Annotated in this window: 16 protein-coding genes, 1 tRNA gene and 1 pseudogene; 9 read left to right on the plus strand and 9 right to left on the minus strand. The window is 70.3% G+C overall.

Translation table 11 applies throughout. The features are described from left to right. Positions 1-3 precede the first annotated feature (3 nt). Entirely contained in the window at positions 4-4,887 is a 4,884-nt protein-coding gene (locus tag M6G08_RS09480) for a DNA repair ATPase (protein ID WP_272586730.1), read from the plus strand. A 98-nt stretch (positions 4,888-4,985) separates the two neighbouring features. Here M6G08_RS09480 and M6G08_RS09485 read toward each other — a convergent pair whose 3' ends face one another. After that, positions 4,986-6,524 carry an alanine/glycine:cation symporter family protein gene (locus tag M6G08_RS09485; protein WP_272586731.1) on the minus strand — a complete coding sequence of 513 codons (1,539 nt, stop codon included), beginning with the start codon at positions 6,522-6,524 and terminating at the stop codon, positions 4,986-4,988. A gap of 455 nt (positions 6,525-6,979) precedes the next feature. Here M6G08_RS09485 and M6G08_RS09490 point away from each other — a divergent pair, with 455 nt between their 5' ends. Beyond that, on the plus strand, positions 6,980-7,390 hold the full coding sequence (locus tag M6G08_RS09490; protein ID WP_272586732.1) for a four-helix bundle copper-binding protein: 411 nt from the start codon (positions 6,980-6,982) through the stop codon (positions 7,388-7,390). A 49-nt stretch (positions 7,391-7,439) separates the two neighbouring features. Here the strand turns inward: M6G08_RS09490 and M6G08_RS09495 are convergent. The 5 genes and pseudogenes from M6G08_RS09495 to M6G08_RS09515 form a co-directional block, all read right to left on the minus strand. Continuing rightward, positions 7,440-8,198 (minus strand): annotated as a pseudogene (locus M6G08_RS09495) (hypothetical protein); the annotation flags it as partial. A gap of 109 nt (positions 8,199-8,307) precedes the next feature. Further along, entirely contained in the window at positions 8,308-8,613 is a 306-nt protein-coding gene (locus M6G08_RS09500) for a hypothetical protein (protein WP_272586733.1), read from the minus strand. A gap of 568 nt (positions 8,614-9,181) precedes the next feature. Next, a tRNA-Pro gene (locus M6G08_RS09505) sits at positions 9,182-9,255 on the minus strand. 66 nt (positions 9,256-9,321) lie between these two features. Next, the gene (locus M6G08_RS09510; protein ID WP_272586734.1) at positions 9,322-10,053 is read right to left on the minus strand and encodes a Pr6Pr family membrane protein; all 732 of its coding nucleotides are present in this window, start codon (positions 10,051-10,053) and stop codon (positions 9,322-9,324) included. Positions 10,054-10,139: 86 nt separating this feature from the next. Next, on the minus strand, positions 10,140-11,066 hold the full coding sequence (locus M6G08_RS09515; RefSeq protein WP_272586735.1) for a metallophosphoesterase: 927 nt from the start codon (positions 11,064-11,066) through the stop codon (positions 10,140-10,142). A 121-nt stretch (positions 11,067-11,187) separates the two neighbouring features. Here M6G08_RS09515 and M6G08_RS09520 point away from each other — a divergent pair, with 121 nt between their 5' ends. The 6 genes from M6G08_RS09520 (at position 11,188) to M6G08_RS09545 (ending at position 14,560) form a co-directional block, all read left to right on the plus strand. Continuing rightward, positions 11,188-11,652: a GatB/YqeY domain-containing protein gene (locus M6G08_RS09520; protein WP_272586736.1), complete on the plus strand. Its 465-nt coding sequence runs from the start codon at positions 11,188-11,190 to the stop codon at positions 11,650-11,652. A gap of 261 nt (positions 11,653-11,913) precedes the next feature. Continuing rightward, entirely contained in the window at positions 11,914-12,342 is a 429-nt protein-coding gene (locus M6G08_RS09525) for a hypothetical protein (protein ID WP_272586737.1), read from the plus strand. A 363-nt stretch (positions 12,343-12,705) separates the two neighbouring features. Further along, positions 12,706-13,080 (plus strand): hypothetical protein, encoded by a 375-nt coding sequence (locus M6G08_RS09530; protein WP_272586738.1) that lies wholly within the window; start codon positions 12,706-12,708, stop codon positions 13,078-13,080. Positions 13,081-13,318: 238 nt separating this feature from the next. Further along, entirely contained in the window at positions 13,319-13,591 is a 273-nt protein-coding gene (locus M6G08_RS09535; RefSeq protein ID WP_272586739.1) for a helix-turn-helix domain-containing protein, read from the plus strand. A 244-nt stretch (positions 13,592-13,835) separates the two neighbouring features. Next, positions 13,836-14,099, plus strand: coding sequence for a hypothetical protein (locus M6G08_RS09540; RefSeq protein WP_272586740.1), 264 nt, complete (start codon positions 13,836-13,838; stop codon positions 14,097-14,099). 56 nt (positions 14,100-14,155) lie between these two features. Further along, positions 14,156-14,560 carry a hypothetical protein gene (locus M6G08_RS09545; protein ID WP_272586741.1) on the plus strand — a complete coding sequence of 135 codons (405 nt, stop codon included), beginning with the start codon at positions 14,156-14,158 and terminating at the stop codon, positions 14,558-14,560. A gap of 57 nt (positions 14,561-14,617) precedes the next feature. On the opposite strand, the gene M6G08_RS09550 is transcribed toward M6G08_RS09545, so the two are convergent. Further along, entirely contained in the window at positions 14,618-16,885 is a 2,268-nt protein-coding gene (locus M6G08_RS09550) for a transglycosylase domain-containing protein (RefSeq protein ID WP_272586742.1), read from the minus strand. 459 nt (positions 16,886-17,344) lie between these two features. Between M6G08_RS09550 and wblA the strand changes: the two genes are divergently transcribed. Continuing rightward, entirely contained in the window at positions 17,345-17,683 is a 339-nt protein-coding gene (gene wblA, locus M6G08_RS09555) for a transcriptional regulator WblA (RefSeq protein WP_019329806.1), read from the plus strand. Positions 17,684-17,758: 75 nt separating this feature from the next. Here the strand turns inward: wblA and bagB are convergent, their stop codons facing one another. Together bagB and bagA are read right to left on the minus strand one after the other, a co-directional pair. Beyond that, a complete protein-coding gene (bagB, locus tag M6G08_RS09560; RefSeq protein ID WP_272586743.1) occupies positions 17,759-19,141 on the minus strand; it encodes an ATPase BagB in 1,383 nt (460 codons plus the stop codon). After that, on the minus strand, positions 19,138-20,115 hold the full coding sequence (gene bagA / locus M6G08_RS09565) for an ATPase BagA (RefSeq protein ID WP_272586744.1): 978 nt from the start codon (positions 20,113-20,115) through the stop codon (positions 19,138-19,140). Before bagA ends, bagB begins: the two co-directional genes overlap by 4 nt. Positions 20,116-20,122: the final 7 nt, after the last annotated feature.

Genomic DNA, 20,122 nt, shown 5'->3' on the forward strand with positions numbered 1-20,122 from the left:
TTCATGACCACCGCCCTGGACACGGGTACGTACGAGGTGCTGCGCGACCGCCTCACCGCGCAGGCGGCCGAACTCGCCCGCCGCGCCGAGGCGCTGAACGCCCGCCGCGTCGAGGAGTTCGGCTCCCTGCGCCTGGAACTGGCCGGCACCGAGCAGCTGCGCACCGATCCGGTGTGCGTACCGCGCGACCTCGTGTCCGTCGGCGGGGTCCTGCTCTTCGGCTACAACACCGTCCCCGGCCGGGGCCCGGACACCGCCGTCGGCGACGTCCTCGCCCTGCACGGCCGGGACCTGGACCGGCTGCCCGAGGACGCCGTGCCCGGACTGCTGGACGACCCGGCCTTCGTCCGCGAGTTCGCCGCCCTGCACCGCTACTTCCACCAAGCCCGGCTCCTGCGTCTGAGCCGCGTCGAGGACCGGCTGCTCGCCGTCTTCCGGACCGGCGAGAAGGCGGACGACATCCGGGTCCTGCGCTGGGCGCTGACCGACGACGGCCGGGCGTCCTTCCTGGACGCGCGCGGCGACCGCGACCACGTCCTCGCGCCCGCCCACGACTTCACCTGGACGGCGACGACCCGCGAGGACCACGTCCTGGGCCGCCACCCGCACGTCTCCATCGAGGGCGAGGTGTTCGTCGAGACGCTGAACGGCACCCTGACCGTCAAGGCCGAGGACGACACGGAGACGGACCAGGGCGTGTACGCCGAGCCGGTCGACGAGCCGCTCCAGTCGCTCGCCGACGCACACATCGCGTACGCGCGCGTGGGCGCCCTGGTCCTCCTGGACGTCCGCCCCTACAAGGAGGACACCCACCGCTACCTGGTGTTCAACACCCTCACCAGGACCGCCGTCCGCCTCGACGGCATCGGACGGGCCTGCCGCCGGCTGCCCGACGACCAGGGCGTCGTCTTCGCCGGCGGCTACTGCCTGGCCACCGGCACCCACCGGACGTTCGACGGCGTCGACACCGAGGGCATGGAGTTCGAGCGGACGGTCCGCTCACCGAACGGCGAGGACGTCCTGTACGCCTTCCACGCCCGCGCGGCGGGCCGCCACCTGCTGCTGCCCTACAACGTCATCCGCAAGGAGGTCGCCACCCCGCTGACCTGCCACGGCTGGGCCCTGTCCGACGACGGCACCCTCCTCGCCCTGCGCGCGGCCGGCGCCGAACCGCAGCGCGTGCACCCCGTCCAGCGGTGGACCTCGCCCTACGTCTCCGACACCCACGCGGCCGCCCGCCCGTCCGGCACCGGCCCGCTCGCCCGGGTCGGCAACCCCGACCTGGTGCGCGGCATCTCCGACTGCCTGTCCGTCACCCGCGCCGTCACCGGGACCACCCCGACCGGCGAGGTGTACGAGGCGCTGGTCGCGGCCTGCGTGCGGACCGCCGACACCCACCACTGGCTGACCGAACCGGACCTCGGCGCCCTGCACGAGCCGCTCACCCAGGTGCGGGCCACCGCCGAACAGGTGCTGGCCGAGTTCGAGACGGTCCAGGCACTCACCCGGCAGGCGGCCGACGCCCTCACCGGGGCGTCGGCCCGCGTCACCACCGTCGTACGGCGTCTGCGCGGCGAGACCCCGCGCTCCGCCGCCGCCTGGGTGGCCGGACTCACCGAACTCCGTCAGGCCCAGGGGCAACTGCTCACCCTCAAGGACCTGCGGTACGCGGACACCGGCCGCATCGACGATCTGGCCGCGGAGGTCGAACGCGACCTCGCCTCCTTCGCCCAGCGCGCCGTGACCCACCTGGCGCACGAGGACGCCTTCGCCGACCACCGGGCCGACGTCGAGCGGCTCGTCGCCGACGCCGAGGCGATCACCACCGCGGCCGAGGCGGAGCCCGTCGCCGCCCGCCTCGACGAGCACGCCGAGAGCCTGCGCACGGTCACCGACGTCGTCTCCGGACTCGACATCGGCGACGCCACCGTCCGCACGTCCGTCCTGGAGCGGATCGCCGAGGTCCTGTCAGGCGTCAACCGTGCCCGTGCCACGCTGGACGGCCGCCGCCGCGCGCTGCGGGACCGCGAGGGCCGGGCCGAGTTCGCCGCCGAGTTCGCCCTGCTCGGCCAGGCGGTCACCGCCGCCCTCGCGGCGGCCGGCACCCCCGAGGAGTGCGACGAGCAGCTGGCCCGCCTGCTGGTGCGCGTGGAGAACCTGGAGTCCCGGTTCGCCGAGTCCGACGACTTCCTCGCCGAACTCGCGGACAAGCGCGACGAGGTCCACGAGGCGCTCTCGGCCCGCAAGCAGACCCTCGCCGACGCCCGCGCCCGCCGCGCCGAGCGCCTGGCGGAGTCGGCCGACCGGGTGCTGGCCACGATCGTGCGCCGGGCGTCCGGACTCGCCGACGCGGACGCCGTCACCACGTACTTCACCTCCGACCCGATGCCCGCCAAGGTCCGCCGCACGGCGGACGAACTGCGGGCACTCGGCGACGAGGTCAGGGCGGAGGAGCTGGACGGCCGCCTGAAGTCCGCCCGGCAGCAGGCCCTGCGCGCACTGCGCGACCGCACCGACCTGTACGCCGACGGCGGCCGCACCGTCCGGCTGGGCGGCCACCGCTTCGCGGTCGGCACCCAGGCCCTCGACCTCACCCTCGTCCCCCAGGGCGACGGCCTCGCCTTCGCCCTGACCGGCACGGACTACCGCTCCCCGGTCACCGACCCCGACTTCGCCGCGACCCGGCCCTACTGGGACCGCCCGCTGCCCTCGGAGTCGCCGGACGTCTACCGCGCCGAGCACCTCGCGGCCCGCCTGCTCGACGAGCACGGCCCGGCCGCCCTCGCCGCGGCCGACGACCTGCCGGCCCTGGTCGGGCAGGCGGCCCAGGAGGCCTACGACGAGGGCTACGAGCGCGGCGTGCACGACCACGACGCGGCCCTGATCCTCGCCGCACTCCTGCGCCTGCACGAGGGCGCCGGGCTCCTGCGCCACGAGCCGTCCGCCCGCGCCGCCGCCCAGCTCTACTGGGCGCACGGCACGACGGCCGGGGAGCGCGAGGCGTGGACCCGCCGCGCCGCCTCCCTGGCCCGCGCCCGCGACACCTTCGGACTCGCCCCCGCCATCGCCGACCTGGAGGCGGAACTGGCCACCGCGACCGGCACCCGCGCGGCGGCCGCGTACCTCTTCGAGGAACTGACGTCCGCCCCCGAAGGCTTCGTGATCAGCGCCGGCACCCGGACCCTGCTCGACAAGTTCCGCCGCACCACGGGGGACTCGGCCTACGACGACGACCTGACCGCCCTCACCGACCCGGCCGCCCGTCGGCAACTCGTCGAGGCGTGGCTGACGTCGTACACGGCCGCGACCGGCACCGACCTCGCGCCGGGCGACCTGGCCGAGGCGGTGGCCGCCGAGCTGTGCCCCGAACTGCCCCGCTACGAGTCGGACGCACCCCTGACCGAGACCGTCGCCGGCCTCCTGGGCACCCACCCCCGCATCCACGACGACGACCGGGCTCTGACCGTCCGGATCGACGAGCTCCTCGCCCGTACCCGCGACTTCCGCGCCCGCGAGGTCCCGGCCCACCGCGCCTACCAGCGCCGCCGCGCGGAACTGGTCGCCGCCGAACGCGGCCGCCTCCGCCTGGACGAGCACCGGCCGCGCGTGATGTCGGCCTTCGTGCGCAGCCGGCTCATCGACGAGGTCTACCTCCCGCTGATCGGCGACAGCCTCGCCAAGCAGCTGGGTACCACCGGCGACAGCAAGCGCACCGACACCGGCGGCCTGCTGCTGCTCATCTCCCCGCCGGGCTACGGCAAGACGACCCTCATGGAGTACGTCGCCGACCGCCTCGGCCTGCTGCTGGTCAAGGTCAACGGCCCCGCCCTGGGCCACACGGTGACCTCCCTCGACCCGGCCGAGGCCCCGAACGCCACGGCCCGGCAGGAGGTGGAGAAGATCAACTTCGCTCTCCAGGCGGGCAACAACACCCTGCTCTACCTGGACGACATCCAGCACACGTCCCCCGAACTCCTCCAGAAGTTCATCCCGTTGTGCGACGCCACCCGCCGCGTCGAGGGCGTGCGCGACGGCGAGCCGCACACCTACGACCTGCGCGGCAAGCGGTTCGCGGTGTGCATGGCGGGCAACCCGTACACCGAGTCCGGCAGCCGCTTCCAGGTGCCCGACATGCTCGCCAACCGCGCCGACGTGTGGAACCTCGGCGACGTCCTGACCGGCAAGCGGGACGCGTTCGCCGCCAGCTTCGTCGAGAACGCCCTGACCGCCAACCCGGTCCTCGCCCCGCTCGCCGGCCGCGACCGCGCGGACCTGGAGCTGCTGCTCCGGCTGGCCGGGGGCGACCCGGACGCGCGCGCCGACCGGCTGACCCACCCGTACGAGCCCGCCGAGCTGGACCGGATCACGGCCGTACTGCGGCACCTGGTCGCGGCCCGCGAGACCGTCCTCGCGGTCAACGCCGCGTACATCGCCTCGGCCGCCCAGTCGGACGCCACCCGCACCGAGCCGCCCTTCCGGCTCCAGGGCTCGTACCGCAACATGAACAAGATCGCCCAGCGCATCCAGCCGGTCATGAACGACACCGAACTGTCCGCCCTGCTCGACGACCACTACGCGGCCGAGGCCCAGACCCTGACCACCGGCGCCGAGGCCAACCTGCTGAAGCTCGCCGAGCTGCGGGGCACGCTGACCGCCGACCGCGCCGCCCGCTGGGCGGAGCTGAAGGCGGCGTACGTCCGCACCCAGTCCCTCGGCGGCCCCGAGGACGACCCCCTCACCCGGGCCGTGGCCGCCCTCGGCCTGCTCGCCGACCGGGTGGCGGCCGTCGAGTCGGCGATCAGCCGGGCCACCGACCCGCGCCACCTCGTCGCGAACCCGTCCGCCCGCCACGCGGCCCGGCCGGTCCGGGAGCCCGGAGGGGACTGACCGGGAGCCCTACCGAGGACGGACGGCGAACGGCCCAGTGCTCACCAAGGCGCGAGGTGAGCACTGGGCCGTTCAAGGAGCCGGGCCGCGTGAGGCGGTCAGACGGTGGTCTTCGCCGACTCCTGGTCTCCGTCGCCGTCCCCGGTGCTCCCACCGGACTTCCGGGCGCGGACGTGCTCCAGGAAGCTGTTGAGCTCCCGCCTGACGACGGGGGCGAGCAGGTAGAGACCGATGATGTTGATGACGGCGAGCGAGAAGAGGAAGGCGTCCGCCAGGTCGATCAGGGTCTGCAGCGTCAGCAGCGAACCCGCGATGGCGAAGAGGGTGTAGACGACCTTGTACGTGATCTCGCTGGCCCGGCTGCGGCCGAAGAGGTACGTCCACGACTTGAGGCCGTAGTAGCCCCAGGTCAGCACCGTGGAGATCGCGAACAGCAGCACCGCGAGGGTGAGGACGTACGGGAACCAGGGCAGGACCGTCTCGAAGGCGTCGGAGGTGATCGTGACGCCGCCGATGTCCTGGCCCGCGCGGGCCTCGCCCCAGCTGTCGGGGTTGGCGATGACGATGGTCAGCGCGGTCATGGTACAGACGACGACGGTGTCGATGAACGGCTCCAGCAGCGCGACCAGGCCCTCACTGGCGGGGTGCTTGGTCTTGACCGCGGCGTGCGCGATGGGGGCGGAGCCGAGACCGGCCTCGTTGGAGAAGGCGGCCCGCTTGAAGCCGATGATCAGCGCGCCCAGCACACCACCGACGACGCCCTGGGGGTTGAACGCGCCCTCGACGATGCGGACGACGGCGTCCGGCACGGCGGTGATGTTGACCAGGATCACGGTCAGGCAGGCGAGGATGTAGATGCCGGCCATGGCGGGCACGAGCCTGCTGGTGACGCTGGCGATGGAACGGATGCCGCCGAGGAGCACGATGCCGACGACCGCGGCGACCAGGATGCCGAAGAACAGGGCGCCGGCGGAGGAACCCAGCGCGCCGTCCTCGCCGCCGGCGACCGAGACCAGCTGCGCGTAGGACTGGTTGACCTGGAAGAGGTTGCCGCCGAAGAGGCCGAAGAACAGGATCAGGAAGGAGGCGAGAACCGCGAGGACCTTGCCGAGGGTCTTGCCGTTCTTGCCGAAGCGCTCGGCCAGCCCCTTGGGCAGGTAGTGCATCGGGCCGCCGGAGACGGTGCCGTCGGCGTGCACCTCGCGGTACTTCACGCCGAGGGTGACCTCGACGAACTTGGTGGCCATGCCGAGCAGGCCGCACAGGACCATCCAGAACGTGGCGCCGGCACCGCCGATGGAGACGGCGACGGCCACACCGGCGATGTTGCCGAGGCCGACGGTGCCGGAGACGGCGGCGGTCAGCGCCTGGAAGTGGTTGACCTCACCGGCCGACCCCTTCTCGTCGTACTTGCCCCTCACCACGTCGACGGCGAGTTTGAACTTGCGGAGCTGGATGAATCCGAACCAGCTGGTGAAGACCAGGCCGGCCACGACGAGCCAGGCGACGATGAGGGGCAGGTCGGCATCGCCGACGGGGACGGTGTAGAAGACCACCTCCCCCAGCCACTCGGCTATGGGCTCGAAGAATCCGCTGACTGCTTCGTCCACGGACTGGGTGACGGAGTCGAGTGACACTTGGCTACCTCGATGACGCGGGGGTGGCGGGCTGGGGTGTCTCGCCGGATGAGCGGTCTCTGAGCGAACTTCGTTGTCCGTTGAGCGAACCGGTGCGCACGGCCCGGCTTCGGACCGTGATCGTCCCGGGCCGTGGTGCGCGTGCGGGCCGACCTTCCGCAGATCGAAGTCGAGTCGATTTACCTGCGGGGTTGCGCAGTTCTACCACGTCTTTGCCGCATGTTTAGTGACGCATCTCACATAACGGCCCGTGACCAGCGGATGTCCCAGTTGGTGAGATCGGACCGTTATCCGGGACGCGAGATGGGTGCTGGGGACACCTATATGCCGACCGATCCGGCTCAGCCGTTTGTGCCGCGCGGTGCGGTGATACCCGGCGGACAGCGACAGCGACAGCGACAGCGACAGCGACGACGACAGCGACAACGACCGACCCGAACACGAGGAGAGCCGCCATGACCACCACCGTCAACGACATGCTCCGCACCTACCCCGCCGACCTGGGCGGGGTGGACCGGGAAGCCATGGCCAGGTGCATCGAGGAATGCGTCGCCTGCGCACAGGCGTGCACCGCGTGCGCGGACGCCTGCCTCTCGGAGGACATGGTCGGCGACCTCACCAAGTGCATCCGCACGAACATGGACTGCGCCGACGTCTGTGACGCCACCGCGTCGGTCCTGTCCCGCCACACGGGCTACGACGCCAACATCACCCGAGCCGTCCTGCAGGCCTGCGCCACCGTCTGCAAGGCCTGCGCCGACGAGTGCGCCACCCACGCCGACACGCACGAACACTGCCGGGTGTGCGCGGAAGCCTGCCGACGCTGCGAGCAGGCGTGCAACGAACTGCTCGCGAGCCTGGGCTGAGACGCGGCAAGGGCCTGTTCCCCACCGGGGCCCCGGGCCGCCCACCGGCTCAGCAGGCCGTAGGCAGGCGCTCCCCGACGTGGTGGCCCCGGCAGCTCCGACAGCGCCCCGGCTCCTGGGCGCGAAAGGCACGCTCGCAGCCGTCGCAGGTCTGGAACGGCAGCACGGCAGGACGCTCGACGGCCGGTGGGAGAGGCGCGGGGGCCGGGGGCGGCACGGGCAGAGGCGTCTCCCGCAGGCGGAACGCGAGGATGCTTGCCGGGCGTGCCCGGAAGCGGTCGGGAAGCCGTACGGTCAGCAGCTCGGTGATCTCGTGCGCTCCCACTCCGGCCGCCAGCCATGCGGCCACGGCCGGTGCCAGGCGGGCGGCCTCCCGCGCGGACAGGACGAGACGGGGGTCGACCCGACGCAGGGCGGTCAGCACGGCGACCGCCTTCGGATCGGCGTCGGCGAGCGCGGGCGTCGGCCTCCCGGTCACCTCGGGATCGGGGCCGGGCGCCACCTCACTGTCCCGTTCCCGTTCCCGTTCCCGTTCCCGGGGCAGGGGCCGCGTCGGTGGCGCGGGCGGCCGGCCCGGGCCGTCGCCCCCGGGCACGTCGTAGAAGTACGTCCGGGTGCGGATCCGCCCGGAGGGCGTTCGCTCGCGTCGCCGTTCCAGGTACCCGGCGGCCTCCAGCTCCCGCAGGGCGCGCGAGATCAGGATCTCGCCCTCGCTGAAGTGCTCGCACAGGGCGGCGATGGTGACGGGGGCGCCGGTGGGCAACGACAGGATGTACACGGCCACGCCGACCGTGACCGCGCTGCCGCGCGGTATGGGTCGAGTTGACCCTTGAGGTGCCGACTCTGCTCTAGCCGCCGTTGTCACGCAGCGCTAACGAGGACATCGTGCCGGGCGGGTCGGTGGACGTGGCGGGGCCTCACCACCCGCAGTCGATGTCGGCCGATCCTCCGTTGACGACCGGATCGGTGCTTGTGCCGCTGATCCGCAGAGAACCGCCGTCCTCCCCCCAGCGCAACGCGTACGTGCCAGCGTCGAAGGGCCGGTAACCATCGTCGACCGTCCAGGATCCCGACTGGCCCAGGGCCAGGCCCGTGTGCCCCACCGCGTACGCCTCGCCATTGGCGATCGCGAGAAAGGACGTCTCCCGCACCACGACCGTGCAGCCTTCCGGCCCCGCAGGGCGCAGTATGTGGTACTCCGCGTCCGAGAGCAGGTCGTCCACCGCTCCCCATGCGATGCCAAGGACCGCCGAGCCGATCAGCAGACTGTCCCCCAGCCGTGCCCACCTGGCCGGCGTCCGCGGAAGCCCGGAAGCGCCCGCGGGGCGGCCCGCCCGAGTGAGGGCCCGCCGGAGAACGAGCGACATGACGAGCAGAGCCGCACTCACGCCCCAGCCAGGGACCACCCTCCCTTGTACGACCAGCAGGAGGCTGCACCAGCTTGCCGCGGCGGCGAGTGCCAGACTCCCGATACCCACTGCCGAGGCGACTGCGGGTGGCAACCTCACGGTGTGCTGTGCGCGTGCTTCAGTCACGGCGGTAAGACACTCCGAACGCGTCGACAGTTGCGGTGGGAGGCCGAAACGCGGTGAGAGTTCGGGGGTCCACGGCAAACTGCTTGCCTGGGCCTCGTCGGGGAGCTTGGTCAGCTGGATGTTCGCTGGGCAGGGACCCGTGCGTCTGATGATCGTCGTTGGTCACCGTCGAGCGGTGGTCACGCAAATAGACCCGCACGCGAAACAGGTCTCTAGCCTACTCATGTGAATAGGCTAGAGACCTGGTGTTTCTCTGTCGGGGTGGCGGGATTTGAACCCACGACCTCTTCGTCCCGAACGAAGCGCGCTACCAAGCTGCGCCACACCCCGATCGTCGCCGCTCTCGCGGCGACGTCGTTTACTTTAGCCCACCCGGAGCCGGAGACGAAATCCGGTTTACCAGCGGCGGCGCAGTGGGTTCGGGCGGATGTGGTCCAGGGCCACGAGGAGGACGCCCAGGGCGTAGAGGGAGAGGCCCAGGAGGAGGGCGTTGCCGAGGACGCCCCGGTAGCCGTGCTGGTCGACGTCGAGGAAGGGGTAGAGGTAGCGGTCCTCGGTGCCGGGGAGGAGGAGCTCGCCGCGGGCCAGGGAGAAGGCCAGGTAGGCCAGGGGGTAGAGGAGCCACGCGGCGGCCTGGCGCAGGTGGAGGCGGCCGGGGGCGGTGAGGAGGAGCCAGTCCAGGGCCGCGGCGGCGGGGACGGCCGTGTTGAGGATGTGGGTCGCGGTCGCTTGCCAGCCGGCCCCGGCGGCCGCCGCGTCGGTCAGGAGCAGGTGGTGCACCAGGCCGGCGGCGACGACGTAGAGCAGGGCCGCGCCGGTCAGGGCGCCCGGCAGAGGGCGGCGGGCGGACCAGGCGCGGCGGGCGGAGGCGAGCATGACCAGGGTCAGCAGGACGCCGCTCTGGAGCGTGAAGTGGCTGACCGTCCGCGTGGCCGGGCCGCCCGTCACCAGTGCGAGCGTCACGCCCGTCAGGGCCAGCAGCGCCGTCAGGAGCCGGTAGGCGGCGACCAGGGGGCGGCGTACCGGGGTGATCACGGCGGTCGCCGGGACGGGGGAGGGGAGCAAGGTGGGCGGGCGGCCCGGGACCGCGGGGAGGTCCGGGATGTCCCTGGGTATCGGGGCTGTCATGGGCTCAAGCTAGACAGACCGGATATATGCGGCTACGTGGGTGGGCCGTGTGGGTTACCCACCCGTCCCCACCGGCCCGCCCGGCGTCAGTCCCGTCCCACCAGCGTCAGCAGCGTCGCCTCCGGGGGGCAGGCGAAGCGGACCGGGGTGTAGCGGTTGGTGCCGCAGCCCGCCGAGACGTGGAGGTAGGAGGTACGGCCCTCGGCCGTGTGGGTGGACAGGCCCTTGACGCGGTCCGTGTCCAGGTCGCAGTTGGTGACCAGGGCGCCGTAGAAGGGGATGCAGAGCTGGCCGCCGTGGGTGTGGCCGGCCAGGACCAGGGGGTAGCCGTCCGCCGTGTAGGAGTCCAGGACGCGCAGGTACGGGGCGTGGACGACGCCCATCGAGAAGTCGGCGGTGCCGGACGGGCCGCCGGCCACCTCCGCGTACCGGTCGCGCTTGATGTGCGGGTCGTCCAGTCCCGTCAGCTCGACGGAGACGCCCTCGACCTTGAGCGTGCCGCGCGTGTTCGTGAGGTTCTGCCAGCCGGCGGCGTCGAAACCGTCGCGCAGGTCCTCCCACGGATTGTGGACGGCGCCCACGGCGGGCGCGTTGCCGTTCAGCCCGTGGCGGCCCTGGACCTTCTCGATCAGGTATCGGGCGGGATTGCGCAGCTTGGGGCCGTAGTAGTCGTTGGAGCCGAAGACGTAGGCGCCCGGGAACTCCATCAGGGGGCCCAGCGCGTCCAGGACCTCCGGGACGCCGTCCGGGTCGGACAGGTTGTCGCCGGTGTTGATCACGAAGTCGGGGCGCAGGCCGGCCAGGGAGCGCAGCCAGCGCTGCTTCTTGCGCTGGCCGCCGACCATGTGGATGTCGGAGACCTGGAGCACGCGCAGCGGACGCATCCCGGAGGGCAGGACGGGGACCGTCACCCGTCGCAGGCGGAAGGACCGGGCCTCGAAGCCCGCCGCGTAGACCAGACCGGCGGCGCCAACCGCCGTGATTCCCAGGGGTACTCCGTATCGCGCGCGCATGTGTCCATCGTGTCAGAAGCGGGTGCGGGAGTCGGGTGCGGGAGCCGACCGCGCGCCCGTCCGCCGGGGCACCCTTTAAACGGCAGGCGTCCTTTCCCCGGTACCTGCGACAATCATCATCATGACCACGCTCAAGTCGAAGCTGCAGGACGACCTCAACGCCGCGATCAAGGAGCGCGACGAGCTCCGCTCCTCGACGCTCCGGCTGACGCTCGCCGCGATCACCAAGGAAGAGGTCGCGGGGAAGGAGAAGCGGGAGCTCTCCGACGACGAGGTACAGAAGGTGATCACCCGCGAGGCGAAGAAGCGCCGCGAGGCCGCCGAGGCCTTCGCCCAGGGCGGTCGCGCCGAGAGCGCCGAGCGGGAGAAGGCGGAGGGCGAGGTGCTCGCCGCCTACCTGCCCAAGCAGCTGTCCGACGACGAGTTGGACGCGATCGTCGCGCAGGCCGTCGAGGAGGCGAAGGCGGCGGGCGCCGAGGGGCCGCGGGCCATGGGTGCCGTCATGAAGATCGTGAACCCGAAGGTGGCCGGGCAGGCCGAGGGCGGCCGGGTCGCCGCCGCGGTCAAGAAGCTGCTGGCCGGCTGAGAAAGCCGCGCGTGCGCTCCCTGCGCCTGTTCCGGCTCCGGTCTTCCGGAGCCCGGGGCAGGCGCAGTGCTTTGCGTGCTCTGCCCCCTCCGTGTCGCATTCCCAGCTGTTTCCCGTGATTGCCGATTGCTCCCGCCGTTTCCCCTGGCGTAATGACGCCGATTTCCCGTCGACGGTTGAGTCGCATTGTCGAGCCTGGTCGAATCGTGCAGGAACGTGTGTGACCAGTTGAGCCCGATCTACTCAAATGGGGATACCACCATGCGGAGAACCGCCGCGCTCCTGTCCGGTCTGCTCGTAGCGGCCGGCCTCAATCTCATGGCCGCCCCGTCGGCGTCGGCCGCCGCCGAGGCCTACGGATGCCCGGGCTCGCAGATCGACACGTACCACATCAAGGACGCCAACGGGAGTACGTGGGGGTCGATCTACCTCTACTACTCCAGCGCCAACGGCGGGACCAACTGTGTCATCAACATGACCAAGAAGTACGCCGGTCAGCGGCACTACATGGACGTCAAGCTGCGGCACAGCGGCGACAGCGACAAGGACGAGGGCTACTTCACCCAGTACGCCGGTCCCGCCACGGTCACCAATTCGAACGGCAAGTGCGTCACCCTCTCCGGCTGGGTCGCCGACCCGGCATACAACACAATCGTCGGCGACCAGTGGCAGAACGTCCACTGTGGCTGAAATTCCCGGAGAGAGTGCCCTGAATACGTCCTTCTGAATTCGACGACGCGGAAGGCGGTGTGACAGCCGCTTTTCGCGTCGACGTATATCCATTTCCTTTGAGTCACGCCCAGCGCGGAAAGGATGAATAGTTGACTGTACGCGATCATGGCAGCTTCCGTACGGGCCTGCTCCAGGATCCGGCGGACGCAGAGGCGTGCGGGCACCGCTGGCGCTGCTGACGGCCGGCGTACTGCTCGCGGGTCTGCTGTAGAGCGTCGCGTGGGCCGAGGAGCCCGCGCCCGGCGAATCCGCACCGGCCGCGGCGCCCGCACCGGCCGCGGCGCCCGCACCGGACCCGGTGCCCAGTGGTGACCGTGCGAGGTGCTCGGCGACGACTACCGGAAGTCGGCCGATATCGCCTGGACCAGCTCCGGGGGCGCCCAGGGCTTCCACTTGCTGACCGCCACGGAGAAGAGCGGATACGCGTGGCAGACGCCGGCCTCGCCGGCCGAGCCCGGCTTCGACGCGGACCAGTGGATCGGCAAGGTGTGCGTCACCGGTTCCGGCAAGCGCGCCGTGGTCGTCCACGCCCCGCGCAGCTTCTTCGTCTCGGTTCCACTGTTCCTCTATGCGCTCCTCATGACATGGCTGTGCGTCAAGGTTGGCGAAAAGATCTCGCGGAGGACGGGCTGGGCAATGGCCGCAGCCGGTATCTTTCTGCCGCTTGGCCTGTTTATCGCCTTCCTGATTCCCTGATCTCCCGTTATCTGTTGTTCATTCAGCCGTATCGCGTCATTCCATTGTCAAGGCGGCCGTTCTGTCACAAAGCTGTCAAATCGGCTTCGTGTATTCCCGGGATGTGGCGTAATTACGTCATCCTAAATGCGTCGGTTGGTATGCATGGTCGACTTTGTGTGGCTGTCGACGGAACCTGTGAGTCACTTAGGATCACCTGTGGGTGAACAAGTGTTACGTGCTCATGGGGGAATCGCGTATGGATCATCCAGTGGTCATCAATGAGGTCGAGCTGCGCATTCTTCGCCTGCTGTTCGAAGGGCTGGGCGAGGCGGCCATAGGCCGGCGCCTGGGGCTGGGGCACCGGACGGTCCAGCGGAAGATGCGGGGCCTCATGCTCCGATGGCGCGTCAAGGGCCGTGTGGCGCTGGGCGCGCGTGCGCACGAGCTGGGCCTGCTGCCGTCGGGCGCCGGCTTCCACGAATCGGCCGTGACCGGGCCGGACATGGGTCGCGAAGACCGGGAGTTCTGAACGGTCTGACTGATTTCGCCTGTGAAGGTGTGTACCGTGCCGCAGTTATTGGGTCGCGAGTCGCAATCTCGCCCCGGATGATTGCTGCGCCATTCTGAAAGTCGAACGGAGGACAGTAATGCGTCGGTATCAGCAAATCACGTTCACGGTGGGCGCCGCGGCGGCTCTCACGATCGGGCTGAGTGGCAGTGCGACGGCGGGAACGGACTGTTACATCCAGGCGAAGAATTACTACGCGTCCATAGTGACGTTCACCCACTACGGGGAAAAGGTGAACATCATCGACGAGGAGGCGGACGGCCACTCGGCGGTCGCGATCTTCGACGTCAACACCGGAACGCCGAAGACCTACACCCTGTGGAATTACAAGGGCAAGGGCACCGGCATGCTCTACGACTTCGAGCTGCCCGAAGGCACGCCGGTCGCCATCCAGGCCTGCACCGGCGAGTACGGGAGCAAGACGGTGATCTGGAGCTCCTGCGGCCCCTGGGACTTTGGTGAAGCCTGACGCCCGCGCGAGACGGAAGCCTGACACCTGCACGAAACAACGGAAGGAAATCGGCTGTGCGCCGTACAGCGAAATGGGCCGCCACCGTGGCGGCCGCCTGCACGATGATCGGGTTCGGCTCCTCCTCGGCCCAGGCCGACGACGCGAACGCGGGCATCTACACGGGGTGGAACCAGGTCGGATACTGCGAGTTCCGGCCCTACGGCGAACACCTCATCATCAAGGACCGTGACGCCGACGGGCACTCCATCATCGCGGAGCTCCGCGTCGACGGATACGGGACCTACTACTACTGGAACAGCAGCGGCAGCGGTACCACGCGCGACGTCGACCTCGACTTCGCCGAGGACCACCACGTGACGCTCCGCTGCCTGGTGGGCGACTGGCAGGGCACGCCCACCGGCGGAATCATCTGGGACAGCTACGACAAGATGATGGAGTGGGTCACGACCTGGACGTGATCCGAGCCCTGGAGCGCTCCGCGGTGCCGAGGAGCGCTCCAGGGCGCGGGCCGCGCGTCAGCGGCCGCCGGGGCCGTTGCCCCGTCCCTGGACGAAGCCCTCCGGGAAGGTGAAGCCGGGGTTCGGCTCGGTGCCGCCGTTGCCGCCTCCGTTGTCCCCGCCGCCGAGCAGGCCGCCGATGAGGTCGCCGTCGTCACCCCGGCCCCTGTCCTCGTCTTCGTCCTTCTCCTTGTCCTCGCCCGTGTCCACGTCGGGCACGTCGGGCACGTCGACCAGGTTGAAGGACGGGGAGTCCTTGCCCTCCAAGGCGCCGGTCATGGCGTCCCTCCAGATGGGACCCGGCACGCCGCCGCCGAACACGAGATCGTGGTGTCGGCCGCCGATGGTGATGTCCCTCATCTGGACCTTCTGCGTGGCACTGCCGACCCAGACGGCGCCCGACAGGTTTGGCGTGTAGCCGACGAACCACGCGTTCTTCCGCTCGTCCGTCGTACCCGTCTTGCCCGCGTTGGCGCGGTCGCTGAGACCGGCCTCCTTGCCCGTACCGGAGTCGATCACGCCCTGCAGCAGGGTGTTCATCGTGTCCGCGGTCTTCTCGCTCATCGCGCGGGAGCACGTCGACTTCGGAACCTCGAGCGACTTCTCCTTGTTGCCGATCTTCTGCGTGATCGACTCGATCGCGACCGGCGTGCAGTACATGCCCCGGGAGGCGAAGGCGGCGTACGCGCTCGCCATCCTCAGCGGGGAGATGCCCTTGGAGCCGAGGGCGACGGCGGGCACCTCGGGGAGCTTCTCACCGTTGCCCTGCACGACGTGCAGGGAGTCCGTCATCTTCATCACCGGGCACAGACCGATGTCGGCGACCATCTGCACGAAGTAGGTGTTGACCGAGAGGGCCATCGCCTCCTCCAACGGGTACGGGCCGACCTCGGATTTGTTCTCGTTGGGGACGGTCTCGTCGGCCTGGTTCAGCCAGGGCTTGCCGCTGCACGTCTGCACGGGCTCGGGGTAGGGCATCTCGTACGGCGAGGAGTACACCTGAGTGGCCGGCACCCCCTGCTCGAGCGCGGCCGCCGCGACGAAGGGCTTGAAGGTCGAGCCGGTCGGGAAGCCGTAGTTGGAGCCGCCCCAGTCGTGGTCGACCGAGTAGTTGATCTCGGTCTCGTTCTTGCCGTAGCCGTACGGCTTCGACTGGCCCATCGCGATGATCTTGCCGGTACCTGGCTCGACCAGGGTGCTCGCCGCCGCGACGCTGTCCGACTGGTCGAGGTGGTCCTTGAGGGACTGCTGCACCGACTTCTGGGCCTGCGGGTCGAGCGTCGTGCGAATGGTCAGGCCGCCCTGGTTCCAGATCTTGGCGCGGTCCTTGCGGGTCTTGCCGAAGACCGGGTCGTTCAAGAACACCTCGTGCACGTAGTCACAGAAGAAGCTCGCGCCCTTGACGGCCGTGATGCAGCCGTTCTTCGGCCGGCTGACCTTCAGTCCGAGGGGCGTCTCCTGTGCCTTGTCGGCCTCCGCCTGGGAGATGTCGCCGACCTGGGCCATGCGCTCCAGGACGACATTGCGGCGCTTGGTGGCCTCCGCCTCGTCGTTGACCGGGTCGTACCGGCTGGGCGACTGGACGATGCCGGCGAGGAGGGCGGCCTCTTGCAGGTTGAGGTCCTTGGCGGATTTGGAGAAGTAGCGCTGGGAGGCGGCCTCGACGCCGTAGGCCTGCTGGCCGAAGAACGTGATGTTCAGGTAGTTCTCGAGGATCTTCTTCTTGCCCAGCTCCTCCTCGACCTGGATGGCGAGCTTCAGCTCGCGAATCTTGCGGCCGATGGTCTGCTGGGTGGCCTGGGCGACCTTCGTCGGGTCGTCGCCGGCCTCCTCCACGAAGACGTTCTTGACGTACTGCTGGGTGAGCGTGGACGCGCCCTCGGAGACCTCGCCGCTGCGCGCGTTCTTGTTGAGGGCGCGCAGGACGCCCTTCAGGTCGACCGCGCCGTGCTCGTAGAAGCGCGAGTCCTCGATCGCGACGATCGCCTTCTGCATGTACGGCGAGATCTCCTTGAGGGGGACCACCGTGCGGTCGCGCGAGTAGACCGTGGCGATGGTGCCGCCCTCGGCGTCGAGGATCGAGGTGCGTTGGCTGAGCGGGGGAGTCTTCAGGTTGCCCGGGAGAGCGTCGAAGCTCTCCACCGACCCCTTGGCGGCCAGCCCCAGCGCGCCCACGGCGGGCAACGCGATGCCGGCCAGCACTGCTCCCGCGAGCACACTGACACCGAGGAACTTGGCGGCCTGCTGCGTTGGTGACAGACCGCCGCCCGAGCGCTTCTTTGGCATGGAGGCAGCCTACGTTCTCATTCGCCGGACACGCGTATATGCCTTGGCCTAAGCTGCACTCAACTGTCACAGCAGTGAGGCCACGTATCAATACGTCCGGCGATCCCGAATCGTTCCGGATCCGCTCGACTTTTTTCCGAGGGGCACCGCTGGGGGCGCATTGGTGTGTACCGGCGTGCGTCACGGCGTGGGGGATGCGTGTCCGAATCCGCCTTGTGTGTCAATCGGTGTCCGTTGTGGCGCAACAAGAATGACCCTTATGCCGGGATAATCACGCATGTCGCCAGCTCACTCCCCCGGGTGATCTGCCGCTTACCCATAGTCCGTTCGGGCCATTCAAGATTGGGCCCGAAGGGGGTGTTGCGCTGTGCCCACCTTCCGTAACGTCCTCAACTGGCGGCGGTGAATATGCCGCTGCCGCCGTGGGGGAGCCTCGATTCGGGAGAGGACGGCGCCGGTATGGGCTGGGTAACCGACTGGAGTGCGCAGGCCGCCTGCCGCACTACCGATCCGGACGAACTGTTCGTTCAAGGAGCAGCGCAGAACAGGGCCAAGGCGGTGTGCACCGGATGTCCGGTGCGGACCGAGTGCCTGGCCGACGCGCTGGACAACCGCGTCGAGTTCGGCGTGTGGGGAGGCATGACGGAACGGGAACGCCGCGCACTGCTGCGCCGGCGGCCCACCGTGACCTCCTGGCGCCGACTCCTGGAGACGGCGCGGACGGAGTACGAACGAGGGGCAGGCATCGTGCCCCTCGACGACGAAGAGGTCTACGAGAACTACGCGGCCGTGGGCTGAGCGGGCCCGGAGCGTCCGCCAGGGCCACGAACCCACGGTCCAGGTGTCCGTCCCCAGGCGTCCGTCCAGGCCGGATCAGGCGCCCGGCTCGGGCAGCTCCGGCCGGCCCGTCGCGAGACGGGCCCCGATGTCCCGCAGCCCGGCGAGGTCGTGCACGTCGCCGGGGAGTGCGGCCACTTCGGTGACCGCCACCTCGGGGTGACGCGCGGTGAAGCGGTCGCGTGTGCGCTGCTCGCGGGCGAGCAGGTGCATGCGCTCCGCGTGCAGCCGCAGCAGGTCCGCGGTGAGCCGGTCGACGGACCGCTCCGGTGTGTCCTCCACAGGGTCGGCGGCTCGGGGAGCCTCGGGCGCCTTCGCGGCGGGCTCGGGAGTGTCTGAACTGTCTTGCGGATCGGGGGAGTTACGAACTCCAGCTTTCCCGTCCTCCTGATCCACAATGCGGGGATCCTCAAGATTTTCCGCGGCGGCGAGCGCCCGCTCGGCCGACAGCCGTTCGGCGCCGCTGCCGTGGACGCGGTTGAGCACCAGACCCGCGAGCGGCATGTCCTCCGCGGCCAGCCGCTCCACGAAGTACGCGGCCTCGCGCAGTGCGTCCCGCTCCGGGGCGGCGACCACGAGGAACGCCGTCCCGGGCGCCTGGAGCAGCTTGTACGTCGCGTCCGCGCGGGTGCGGAAGCCGCCGAACATCGAGTCCATCGCGGCCACGAAGGTCTGCACGTCCTTCAGGAACTGGCCGCCCAGCACCTTCCCCAGGACGCCGGTCATCATCGACATCCCGACGTTCAGGAACTTCATGCCGGCCCGGCCGCCGACCTTCGCCGGGGCCAGCAGGACGCGGATCAGCTTGCCGTCCAGGAAGGAACCGAGGCGCTTGGGGGCGTCGAGGAAGTCCAGTGCCGAGCGGGACGGCGGGGTGTCCACCACGATGAGGTCCCAGTCGTCCCGGGCCCGCAGCTGCCCCAGCTTCTCCATCGCCATGTACTCCTGCGTGCCCGCGAAGCCCGCCGAGAGCGACTGGTAGAAGGGATTGCCGAGGATCGCCGCCGCCCGGCCGGGGTCCGCGTGCGCCTCGACGATCTCGTCGAAGGTCCGCTTCATGTCGAGCATCATGGCGTGCAGCTCGCCGCCCGCCGCGTCGTCGACGCCCTTCACCCGGCGCGGGGTGTTGTCCAGCGAGTCGATGCCCATCGACTGGGCGAGCCGCCGGGCCGGGTCGATGGTGAGGACGACCACCTTGCGGCCGCGTTCGGCCGCGCGCAGGCCCAGGGCCGCCGCGGTGGTCGTCTTGCCGACTCCGCCCGAGCCGCAGCACACCACGATGCGGGTCTGCGGGTCCTCCAGCAGCGGGTCGATGTCGAGCACCCGCGCGGGGGACAGGTGCCGGGCGCTCTCCTGGTGGCGGGCGCTCTCCTGGTGGCGGGCGCTCTCCTGGTGGCGGCCGGCCGGGTCCGGACTCATGCGATCCCCTGCTTCCGCAGCTCGGTGGCCAGTTCGTACAGGCCCGCCAGGTCCATGCCCTCGGCGAGCAGCGGCAGTTCGTGCAGCGGGAGGCCCAGTCCGGTCAGGACGGCCCGCTGCTCCTCCTCCAGGGCGTACCGCTCGGCGTACTCCTCGGCCTGCGCCAGCAGCGGGTCCACCAGCCGCTCGGCGTGCCCGCCGCGCCGCGCCCCGCCGAGCCCGGCGGCGGACAGGGAGCGGGCGAGCGCCGTACGAGGTGTGCTCCGTACGAGGTCCAGCCCGGCGGCGTCCAGCACCGAGGGCCGGACCATGTTGACGACGACCCGCCCCACCGGGAGCCGTGCCGCCCGCAGCTCGGCGATGCCGTCCGCGGTCTCCTGGACCGGCATCTCCTCCAGCAGCGTCACCAGGTGCACGGCGGTCTCCCGCGACTTGAGCACCCGCATCACCGCCTGCGCCTGATTGTGTATCGGGCCGACCTTCGCGAGCCCGGCCACCTCGTCGTTGACGTTGAGGAAGCGGGTGATGCGGCCGGTCGGCGGGGCGTCCATGACGACGTAGTCGTACGCGAACCGCCCGTGCTTGTCCTTGCGCCGCACCGCCTCGCAGGCCTTGCCGGTCAGCAGGACGTCTCTGACCCCGGGCGCGATGGTGGTCGCGAAGTCGATCGCCCCGAGCTTCTTCAGCGCCCGTCCGGCGCTGCCCAGCTTGTAGAACATCTGGAGGTAGTCCAGAAGCGCCAGTTCGGGGTCGATGGCCAGGGCGTACACCTCCCCGCCCCCGGGAGCGACGGCGATCTTCCGCTCCTCATAAGGCAGCGCCTCCGTTTCGAAGAGCTGCGCGATGCCCTGGCGACCCTCGACCTCGACGAGAAGCGCGCGCTTCCCCTCGGTGGCCAGGGCCAGCGCGAGGGCCGCGGCCACCGTGGTCTTGCCGGTTCCGCCCTTGCCGCTGACGACCTGGAGCCTGCTCACGTATTCG

It is taken from the genome of Streptomyces sp. M92 (assembly GCF_028473745.1).
Taxonomy (GTDB): Bacteria; Actinomycetota; Actinomycetes; order Streptomycetales; family Streptomycetaceae; genus Streptomyces.